The organism is Caballeronia sordidicola (assembly GCF_002220365.1).
GTDB classification, from domain to species: Bacteria; Pseudomonadota; Gammaproteobacteria; order Burkholderiales; family Burkholderiaceae; genus Caballeronia; species Caballeronia sordidicola_C.
Map to the genome: position 1 here is coordinate 1 of NZ_MTHB01000087.1, position 9,707 is coordinate 9,707.

9 protein-coding genes and 2 pseudogenes are annotated in these 9,707 nt (G+C 56.0%); 6 read left to right on the plus strand and 5 right to left on the minus strand.

The genetic code is table 11. The features are described from left to right. Positions 1-293: hypothetical protein (locus BSU04_RS13565; protein ID WP_218827282.1), on the minus strand; the 293-nt coding region annotated here is incomplete at its 3' end. A gap of 37 nt (positions 294-330) precedes the next feature. Next, on the minus strand, positions 331-1,011 hold the full coding sequence (locus BSU04_RS13570; RefSeq protein ID WP_256982679.1) for an ABC transporter ATP-binding protein: 681 nt from the start codon (positions 1,009-1,011) through the stop codon (positions 331-333). A gap of 851 nt (positions 1,012-1,862) precedes the next feature. Here BSU04_RS13570 and BSU04_RS13575 point away from each other — a divergent pair. Further along, positions 1,863-2,249: a response regulator gene (locus tag BSU04_RS13575; protein WP_089161083.1), complete on the plus strand. Its 387-nt coding sequence runs from the start codon at positions 1,863-1,865 to the stop codon at positions 2,247-2,249. 87 nt (positions 2,250-2,336) lie between these two features. On the opposite strand, the gene BSU04_RS13580 is transcribed toward BSU04_RS13575, so the two are convergent. From BSU04_RS13580 to BSU04_RS45370, 3 genes and pseudogenes are all read right to left on the minus strand, one after another. After that, the gene (locus BSU04_RS13580) at positions 2,337-3,287 is read right to left on the minus strand and encodes a diguanylate cyclase domain-containing protein (protein ID WP_089161084.1); all 951 of its coding nucleotides are present in this window, start codon (positions 3,285-3,287) and stop codon (positions 2,337-2,339) included. Continuing rightward, on the minus strand, positions 3,284-7,237 hold the full coding sequence (locus tag BSU04_RS13585; protein WP_089161085.1) for a response regulator: 3,954 nt from the start codon (positions 7,235-7,237) through the stop codon (positions 3,284-3,286). Before BSU04_RS13585 ends, BSU04_RS13580 begins: the two co-directional genes overlap by 4 nt. Positions 7,238-7,459: 222 nt before the next feature. Beyond that, positions 7,460-7,768 (minus strand): annotated as a pseudogene (locus BSU04_RS45370) (IS5/IS1182 family transposase); the annotation flags it as partial. Positions 7,769-7,787: 19 nt separating this feature from the next. Between BSU04_RS45370 and BSU04_RS45375 the strand changes: the two are divergent. The 5 genes and pseudogenes from BSU04_RS45375 to BSU04_RS13610 all read left to right on the plus strand — a co-directional run. Then, positions 7,788-8,053 (plus strand): annotated as a pseudogene (locus BSU04_RS45375) (sigma 54-interacting transcriptional regulator); the annotation flags it as partial. Then, entirely contained in the window at positions 8,001-8,297 is a 297-nt protein-coding gene (locus tag BSU04_RS46425) for a hypothetical protein (RefSeq protein ID WP_179258314.1), read from the plus strand. The pseudogene BSU04_RS45375 and the gene BSU04_RS46425, both read left to right, overlap by 53 nt. Positions 8,298-8,501: 204 nt before the next feature. Then, on the plus strand, positions 8,502-8,717 hold the full coding sequence (locus BSU04_RS13600; RefSeq protein WP_144021230.1) for a hypothetical protein: 216 nt from the start codon (positions 8,502-8,504) through the stop codon (positions 8,715-8,717). Between the two features lie 105 nt (positions 8,718-8,822). Then, on the plus strand, positions 8,823-9,095 hold the full coding sequence (locus BSU04_RS13605) for a BrnT family toxin (RefSeq protein WP_089161088.1): 273 nt from the start codon (positions 8,823-8,825) through the stop codon (positions 9,093-9,095). Then, positions 9,088-9,360, plus strand: coding sequence for a BrnA antitoxin family protein (locus tag BSU04_RS13610; RefSeq protein WP_373452830.1), 273 nt, complete (start codon positions 9,088-9,090; stop codon positions 9,358-9,360). Before BSU04_RS13605 ends, BSU04_RS13610 begins: the two co-directional genes overlap by 8 nt. The last annotated feature ends 347 nt before the right edge of the window (positions 9,361-9,707 follow it).

The window sequence follows — 9,707 nt, forward strand, 5'->3', positions numbered from 1 at the left end:
GCCAGTACGCGCGCGACCAGGTCTTCCTTGCGGATGTGGCGCTTGCTGACATGCTCGATCTCGACGCCCGCGGCCGCGCAGACATCCTGCGCACGCTGGCGGATACGTTCGCGCAGTGGCTCGGCAAAGCGCGCGTAGTCGAAAATTCGGATGCCTTTGGCGTACAGAAAACTCGTCATTCCACCCGCATAGCATGCCCCGGGCAGTGTGCCGGTGATGATGATTCGGTCGTAACACGACAGCACGCCGTACAGGTTCGCCGCGTATCGATCAGTCAATGCCTGCGTAGCCATGATCGCTCACCTCGCTATCGGTACATCCGTGATCGTACTACCTGTTTGGTTCCGGCTCTGCCGGCTTAGGGGTAAGGCGGATGGCTTCGCCCTGGATCGACCCGTCCGAAATCGCTTGATGATCGAGTGCATGGCGCAGGATGACGCGCCGCTCCGCGCTCGGCACCAAGATACGGAACATCCGGTTGTCCATTCGCGCGGTAAGGTCACCCGGCGGACCTGCATGCAGGCACCGACCGTCGCTCAATAGCGTGACCGTATCGCACTTCTCGGCTTCGTCGAGATAAGCGGTCGACCACAGCACACCGATACCGTCGCCGGCGAGGTCGCGGACCATCGCCCACAATTCGCGCCGCGAGACCGGATCGACGCCGACGCCGACGCCGGGTTCGTCGAGCAGTAGCAATTTTGGCGTACGCACCATTGCGCAGGCTAGTCCGAGCTTTTGCTTCATGCCGCCCGAGAGCTTACCCGCCAGCCGGCCCGAGAAGCGCTTCAAGTCGGTGAAATCGAGCAGGCGTGCGAAATTCTTTTCGTGTTCTTCGAGGGGCAGGCCGCGCAGATCGGCAAAGAGTTTCAGATTTTCGATGACGGTCAGGTCTTCGTACAGACCGAAGCGTTGCGGCATGTAGCCGATCATGCTCCGATCGGTGTCGGCCGCCGCGCCGCCTAGGATTTTCACATCCCCAGCATCCGGTTGGATCAGTCCGGCGAGCACAAAAGACTTGCTGAGAACCACGTCGGTAGACGCGGCACTTTTGTTACGCATTGTTTTGGCTGCTACCGGCAGTGACGTTCCCAGTGATGGTGGACCCGCACCTTGTGACATTCGCGATGGTGCGGATAGGCGAATGCCGGGGCAATTGAACCGATCGTCACGGCAGCGGTGGCGAGAGCAAGAATGATTTTTTTCATGGGCTTTGTTGGTTGAGGATGTAAAGGGGAGCGCGAAGCCTAACCGCAATAGACTTCAAGCTTGCAATAAATTGTCCACAGGAGCAGCAGTCGCCCTTGTGGTGCGAGTTCGTGCCGCCGGGGGCCGCCGTGAGGGATTGCACGTGCCGGGCAGGCCTGAGCCACGGTTGCAACGCAAATCAGAATGCCAAAGGCAGCAAGAATCTATTTCATGGTCGTCTCCATATCCGAGTTACGGCGCCCGGTCGCCATGACACCATGCAGCGACAACAGACGTGTTATCGACAGTAAGCGAGCCTTACTGAAGTCGCAGAGAAAAAAAGGGCTTTCGCATTTAGGAGATTTTCGGAAGTGTTGATCCGCCCACCTTCACTGAAGCAGACGTCGTCGCCCTCGATACTGTAATTCCGTCGCTCTCTCAACGGACCGACGATTGGAATGATGGTCACGGGCGCAGGCGGAGTGTTTAGTTCTTCGTCGGCGATAAATCGACTAACACGGCGGGCACTGCTATTTTTTGGACATCGGCCATTTCACATCGTTTAACGCAGCGTCGAATTTTTCTGGGCACTTTGGTATCGCTAGCTTACTTAAATCAAATCACTAACAAATATAAATAATTGTATGATAGTTATTCATATCGAGGGTTCACAGATGCCATCCAATAATCCACGTCTTCTTTTGGTCGATGATGATCCATTGATAATTCAAGCCATGAGCGGAATGCTCAACGATTTTCCCGACCAATGGTTTGCGATGTCGGGTGAGACGGCGCTTTCACTAGCAAAAGAAGTGGTGCCAGATCTTATTTTGCTAGACGCGAATTTGCCAGGAATGACCGGATTTGATGTCTGCGAAGCGCTCAAGGCGGATCCAACGCTTGCGTCCATACCAGTCATTTTCGTAACAAGTCACGACGCGCCGGCGCTCAAATTAGATGCGTTGAGACTCGGTGCTACCGACTACATAACCAAACCTTTAATCGCGGCCGACCTACAAGCCCATGTGCGAGCACAGTTGCAGGCCATAGGGCATACGTAGTTAGCCTCCGGGCGCAGCTAGCCTGCCGGCGAGGAACGCTCGGATCCGCGAAACACGGCGGTTAAGCCGACCGCGCGGTCCCGACAGCTACAGTCCGGTATGGCTCGAACACACCCGCGCGCGGCCGGTACGCTTTGCGTGATACAAGTGCTTGTCGGCTGCTTCTAAAAGGTCGCAGGCCTCGAGATTCTCGCTCGGCACTGCTGTTGCAACCCCCAACGAAATGGTCACAACCGGTCCGACCTGTGATCCTCGATGTTCGATGCCCAGTGCACGGACTTGGCGTTGCATAGTCTCTGCGAGTTTTACTGCTCCGACCAAGTCCGTCTTCGGTAACAGACAGGCAAACTCTTCTCCTCCGTAGCGCGCTATCGAGTCATAGGGTCGTCGCATGGTTTTCGACAACGCAGTAGCAACCGCCATTAAACACGCATCTCCCGCCTGATGCCCGTAATGGTCGTTGTAGCGCTTGAAATAGTCGATATCGAGCAAGATCAATGACAACGGCACCCGATCTCTCAGACATTGTCGCCAATCAGCATGAAAGTCTTCATCGAACTTACGACGATTGGCAACACCCGTAAGCCCGTCAAGCAATGCGTTTGCGCGCAGTAGATCTCCCTGCATTTTCAAGGTGAGATGTAAGCCCACCCGCGCGCGCACAATCACCCGGTTGATCGGCTTCGTGATGAAATCGACCGCACCCAGTTGCAAACCCATGACTTCATCCGCTTCACGGTTCTGCGACGTGATAAAGATAATCGGTATGGCGCTGGTGAGCGGATCGGCTTTGAGTAGGCGGCAAACCTCGTGTCCGTCAATGTCGTCCATCACAACATCCAACAAAACGAGGTCAGGCAATTCCCGCTGACACAGATTGATCGCTTGGGCGCCGCTCGTAGCCATAAAAACGTCGCAATCGCCGGCAAAAAGCTCGTGGAGCACCCGAATGTTGATCGGCTGATCGTCCGCGATCAGGAGCTTTGGCCGTCGATGGAGATGCTGCGGCCAACTCTCAAAAATAGACTGTATGGTCATCCGTGTTCTAACATGACCCGTGCCTTTGCAGCCGCGACGGCAAAATCCAACCCCCTGACAAAAAGTAGAAATTCATCATACATTATTCGCTGCGCTTTATGCGTGCGATCGGACAACGCTTCGGCAGCCGCGATCGCTTGCAAGTTGGAAGATTCAAGTAAGTGCACAATTTCGTGCAAGCGGGTATTCCATTCGTCCTTCGGCAGCGGGTCGGATTTCGAAAGCGATGTGCTGGCGCTCCTGTTTCCGAACGCGGCGCAAAGTTGTTCGAGGCTATGCCTCAGCAACTCTGTCAATTCGGCCACGCAGTCGTGGGTGAGCAGATCCAGTTTGGCCGACTCGTCACTGTGGAGCAGATCATGTTCGAGCTGACCGGCCCGCATTGAGAGCACCTTCGCACCCAGCGTTCCCGCGCTGCCCTTGATCGCGTGCAATACGGAGGCGGCGCCCGTGCAGTTACCACTCTCCACGTGGTCCGTTAGCCTGACTAGTAGCTTCTGCGTTTCAGGCCCAAATCCGGTTAAAACACGTTCGATGAGATCCACGTTTCCACCAAACCGTTCGGCGATGGAGGTACGATTCTCGATCAGACCGTCTTGCTCTGCGGAGGCTTCCGCCGAAGTGGAAAGCTCAATGCCCGCATGGACCCGTTCATTCCCGGCGTGTGCTCGTAAAACGGACACCAGCGCATTTAGGTTGATCGGCTTACCGACGTGATCGTTCATGCCCGCTTTCAGACACGCTTCGCGGTCCGCATTCGACGCGTTGGCTGTCATGGCAATGATGGGCAATGCAGCGAATCGGTTATCCAACCTAATGCGTCGAGTCGCTTCAAATCCGTCGATATCCGGCATCTGGATATCCATCAGCACGGCGTCAAATTGCTCCTTCATCGTCACGACCGCTTGCACGCCCGCCAGGCCGCCGTCGGCGAGGTGCACATTCGCGCCTTCCGCCCTGAGGAGACCATCCGCAACCTGACGGTTTAGGGCGTTATCTTCGACTACCAGGAGTTTCATGCCCATTAATCTGCCGGCCGAGGTCGGAGCGACGGTAGGCGCGTCTTTTGGCGGTCCACTCTTTTGGTTCAAGGCACCGAGGACCGTTTCAGCCAATTGTCGCGGTGTCACGGGTTTGGTCAAAAATCCAGCAAAAGGCGCGTCTTCGCCGTCTTGGGCGTCGGCAAGCACCTCGCGACCGTAGGCAGTGATCATGACGACGACGGGCGGCGGCACGCGACCCTTGGTTGCACGGATCAGCTTCGCGGCGTTGAGCCCGTCAAGGTCTGGCATTTTCCAGTCCATCAACACCACGTCATAACGTTCGTGCTCATTTAGCGATTCGCCGACTTTTTTGACCGCGTCGACGCCGCCGCATACGAAATCTGCGTGCCACCCGAGCGCGTTGACGGTGCGGGAGAGCAGTTTTCCGGCGACTGGATTGTCGTCCGCAATGAGAAGGCGCAGGCACCGGTGACCCATCGAGCTATGACCCACAGGTACGCCGCTTTGCGGGCATACCTCGTCGATGCCAACGGCGATGTCAAACCAGAAGCGGCTACCTACGCCCACCCGGCTGTCCACCTTCAGGTCGCCACCCATCAGGCTGATCAGTCGCTTACAGATGACAAGGCCCAGGCCTGATCCGCCGAAACGTCGCGTCGTGGAAGCCTCGGCCTGACTAAAGCCTTCAAAAATGCGTGCCATCTGTTCCTCGCTGATCCCGATACCGCTATCGGTCACAGCGACGCGAATGTTAGCCGTTGTTCCCATGCAGGACAGCATTTGGACGCTTACGATCACTTGTCCGGCAAGGGTGAACTTCAACGCATTCCCGGCGAGATTGACCAACACTTGTTGAAGCCGGAGGCTGTCGCCAATCAAGCGATCTGGCAGCGCGGAGTCGAGATCGAACAACACTTCCACCTCTTTATCGCCTTGATTGCCGGACAGCACCACGCCGAGCTCCTGCACAAGTGACTCGAGCTCGAAAGAATGGACATCCAGCTGCAGCTTGCCGGCCTCAATCTTTGAATAGTCGAGGATGTCGTTGAGCAGACTCAACAGCGACTTCGCGGCCATCTCCGCTTTGCTAACGTAATCGCGCTGGCGCATATTAAGCGCCGTCAATTGCACTAGATGCAGCATGCCGAGAACCGCATTCATCGGGGTGCGAATTTCGTGGCTCATGTTGGCGAGGAATGATGATTTCGCAGCGCTCGCGGCATCGGCTTGTTCCTTGGCCATGCGAAGATGGGTCTCCAGATTTTGTTGCGCGGTCACGTCACGATTGATCCCCATCATCGCGATCGGCTTCCCTGAAGGGTCTCGTGCAACTGTAGCCCTCATTTGAAGGTGTCGGATTTGGCCATCTGGAAGAACGATCCGAAAGTTTGGTATGGCAACGTTCTGCGCGTCGATTAGTTTGTTGAACGCCAAGAGCGTAGGTTCGATGTCGTCGGGGTGCACGCGCGAGCGCCAGTGCTCGAAAACCAACCCTGAGGCTCTCAACGCACGGGGAGTTTGATAGATGTCAAACATGCGCTCATTCCACTGCACTGCGCTATCGACCAGATTCCAGGACCAGATACCGAGCTCGGCCGTGTCAGCTGCAAGTTGCAACTGGTCGCGCGCAGCCGCGAGTTCATTGCGCTGTTTGTGTTGTTCGGTCATATCGGTGATGACACAAACAAACTGAAGCTCACCGGCGACCACCATCGATCCGGTCGAAACGTGTGTCGGAAATATCGAGCCGTCTTTCCGTAGTCCGGCCAGTTCAAGCCCGCCTCCACTATCGGCTAGTCCATTGATCGCGAACCGGGCGGTGTAGGCGTTATAGGCGTCAATGTAGCCTTCGGGAACGAGCGCTCTGATGTTACGTCCTGCTATCTCATTCGCTGCAAAACCAAAAGCCCGTTCACCTGCGGGGTTGAAGGAACCTATTTTCCCCTTGGAGTTAATTGTAATGATCGGGTTGGTCGCCGTATCGAAGATTGCTCGCGTGGTTCCGAGACTCGCGGCAAGGTCCTGTTCCGTCCTGGTTTGCAGTTTGATTTGTCGAACCAGTCGAAATCCAAAGAGCGCTAATACGAGCACCAACAAAGCGACGCCGACCGCGTGCCAGAGGGTGTCTCTGCGCCAGCTGGCGAGAATTTCGTCTTGCGATAATGCCGCAGCGACGAATAAGGGATAGTTTTCGAGGTTGCGAAAACTGTTGAGACGGACTATGCCATCTTGAGAAGACTTGGTCAGAAACGTACCCGATCGACCCTGCGTCAGGTGGGCACGAAAAAGACCGGTGTCCGTAATACTTTTTCCAACGAAACGGTTTTCAAACGGTCGCCGCACTACCATGATTCCGTTGTCGAAGACCAGGGCGACTGCGCCTGCCGTGCCGATGTCGAGGCTCGCGTAGAACTTTGAAAAGAACTCGACATCGATTGTAGCTAGCGCCACCCCAGCGAAATGTCCGTCTGCATCATTGATACGGCGCGATACGGGAATGATCCACTTGCCGGTCGAGCGACTTTGTATAGGCACGCCAATATGAGGGCCCCGCTCAGAATGTGTGCGATGAAAAATGAAATATTCGCGGTCTGCGTTGTTCAATCCGGTCAAGAGGCTGGGCTGAGAGTTCGTGACCCAATTTCCGTCACGGTCGTACACAAAGATACCGGCGAGTTCCGGAAGTTCGATCACTCGTGGAGCAAGCAGACGATGCAGGCGTTCCAGCGACGAAGGGGTTTGTCCATCTTGTTCGATACGCTCGACGGTACCAACTAATGTCGTGTCCGCGGCTTTGATGGTGCTCTCGGCATGCTGAGCCATGGCGCGCGCGAGATTTGAAGAGGCAGAGGTCATCTCCTGCAGTTGTAAATCGCGCGCAGCAAGGCTGCGCCAGATTTCTCCGCCAACTAGGATGACACAGACAATGACGATAAATGCCGTCATTCGGGTTGTGAGCGAAAACCTTGTTGCCACGGGTGCCTCTTCGGATATAGCGCTCAACGACGGATGTCATCGAGCTCAACCGCAGCGCGGCTTCTCTAGATAACGGCAAAAGAAACTGAGAGGTTAGCAAAAAGAATAATATTTTATCGTGCAGTACACTGGGAGAAAGGCATTGTTGCAAAAATCGACAGTGCAGGCGGGCGTACACCCGCGATCTTAAATTCATGAAATGCGCACGGACTGCGGGCGTGCGAGTGTGACCATGTGGTTGACGATGCCAACCCGGATCGCGACCTCCGTCGCTTGTGAACCAATGCAGCGCGCCGAGAAATAATGCCCCGTGAGCGTTTTATATCCGTACATCGTATTTTCAATTAGTGAACGTCCGTGGTAGTCACTTTGCTCCTTCCATTCTTCTCGGCCGTCTCGTTCAATACCGTTGATTGCTTTATTTCGCCAGCTTGCGCCGGGCGTGCGCTCGGACCAACGTTTCGCGCCCTCGCGCGGCGGAATCAACGGAGTAGCGCCGCGTCGGCAATCACCTGAGTGCGATATACGGATGATTGCTGCGACACACCAAGCGCTGACCGACGGCATCCAAGTGGGTACGTTTCGCGCGGATCCTTCTTATCGGCTCAACATCCTGAACATTGCTCTACCGCCATTGCGCAGCGCCCGAGCGACCTGATGCCACTCGCCGTCGAACTCTTGCTGCAGGCAGCGAAGCGGGAGCCGCGACTTCGTACACTGGTCCGCAATGCGGATGTTGTTGTGCGGGTGCTCGCGGGTATTGGTCGCGATTGTGGGCGCGACGCAAACCCAATTCTCGAAGCTCGCGGAGGTGCAATATCAGGCGCATAACCAGCGGGTGCAAACGCTGGTCGACGATGTGGCGAAGAACGCGCCGGCTGGATCGAAAGCTGTCGTCGCAGCACTAAAGTCGACTGTCACGGCCACCAATGGACTCTACGAAACGGTCCAACGCCCTACCCGACAAGCGACTGAAGTCGCCGAAAGCAACTTCGAAACGGTCGTTGCCGCCGCATCGAAAGCGACCTAGCACGCCGTCGAGCAAACGTCTCGAACCGCAAAGAAATCAGCCAACCTCGTTGCCTTCTGCGTAGCCGCGACGCTGGACGGCGTGAGCGGCACGGACAGCGCTCACCCGATCAACGAGCTGTGCGACGTGCTCAACGTTGATATCGCGAAGTAATGGACACCGACACGTGAGACGTATCTGAACCACGTGTCGAAAGCGCGGATTGTGGAAGTTGTAGCGAACGCGGTGTCGCCCGAAGCTGCCGCCCCGCTCGCTTCGATGAAGAAGGACGAAGCAGCAGCCGCCGAGATTCGCTTCTCGGAAAGTCGCTGGATTCCGGAAGTGCTGACCAACCGAGAAGCCGCCACCGGGCACAGCTATGAGATTGAGGACGAAGACGCCAATGAAGTGGGCGCCGAGGAAGACACCAACGAGGTGTAAGACGTCGAGCCATACCATCAAGGGTGGTCTGGCCGAGGAGAACGCAATATACGGGGATACAAATAAACATTGCGTTCTTTATTTATTGGGGATACAATAATAAGTATGGAAATCATATTCGATCAAGTCAAACGCGACCAAACGTTCAATGAACGCGGTTTAGCCTTTGAGGATGCGGCACTTGTTTTTGCCGGTCCGACCTATGACCAGATCGACGACCGATACGATTATCCAGAGGAACGCATCATCACCGTGGGCATGCTTGAAGAGCGAATGATGATCGTGGTGTGGACTCAACGTGGAGATGCCCGTCACGTTATTTCTATGAGAAAGGCAAATGACCGCGAGCAAAAAAGGTATGCAGAGCGACTTGGCTAAGTCGGACGCCCGAGTACTGACGGCGCAGGATTATGACGAGATTCCCGAGCTTGAGGATTCGTTTTTTGAGAAGGCCGACCAGCACGTTAATGGCGTGCTGGTGAAGCGTGGCCGTGGCCGCCCGCTCGGTTCGAACAAGGAACAGATGAATCTGCGGATTGACCGCGATGTGATCGCCGCGTACAGGCTGCAAGGCGAAGGCTGGCAAACGCGGATGAATGACGCGCTGCGCGATTACGCCAAGTCGCACGGTTTGATGCGATAGCACCCGGTCGTGACTCAATCCACCCAAGTTAAGCGCGGCTGCCGCGCCGGAACTCAATCGAGTTAAAAAGCGCTTGACGTGAAGCCACTTCGCGCGGCCGCCACCCTGCTGGCGTCTTTTTAGACGCCAGCAGGGTGGCGGCCAATGAGGATCTTTTTGATCTTCGTTGGCCCCATGTCTCTTCCCACTCTGTTTGCCGATCTCGCCGCCCATATTCAGACTCAACAGTTTCGTCACCTTGCTTGCGATCCCGAGCATCCCACGGCGTTCCAACGTCGTCGCAAATTGCCCTTGCCGGCACTGATCGCATTGATGCTCACCGGCATGCGCAAGAGCGTCCAGACCGA

Excerpts from the sequence above, each read along its gene's own strand:
- BSU04_RS13605 (WP_089161088.1), top strand. The coding sequence starts at position 8,823 with ATGGAAATCATATTCGATCAAGTCAAACGCGACCAAACGTTCAATGAA.
- BSU04_RS46425 (WP_179258314.1), top strand. The coding sequence starts at position 8,001 with ATGTTGTTGTGCGGGTGCTCGCGGGTATTGGTCGCGATTGTGGGCGCG.
- BSU04_RS13585 (WP_089161085.1), bottom strand. The coding sequence starts at position 7,237 with ATGACGGCATTTATCGTCATTGTCTGTGTCATCCTAGTTGGCGGAGAA.
- BSU04_RS13575 (WP_089161083.1), top strand. The coding sequence starts at position 1,863 with ATGCCATCCAATAATCCACGTCTTCTTTTGGTCGATGATGATCCATTG.
- BSU04_RS13580 (WP_089161084.1), bottom strand. The coding sequence starts at position 3,287 with ATGACCATACAGTCTATTTTTGAGAGTTGGCCGCAGCATCTCCATCGA.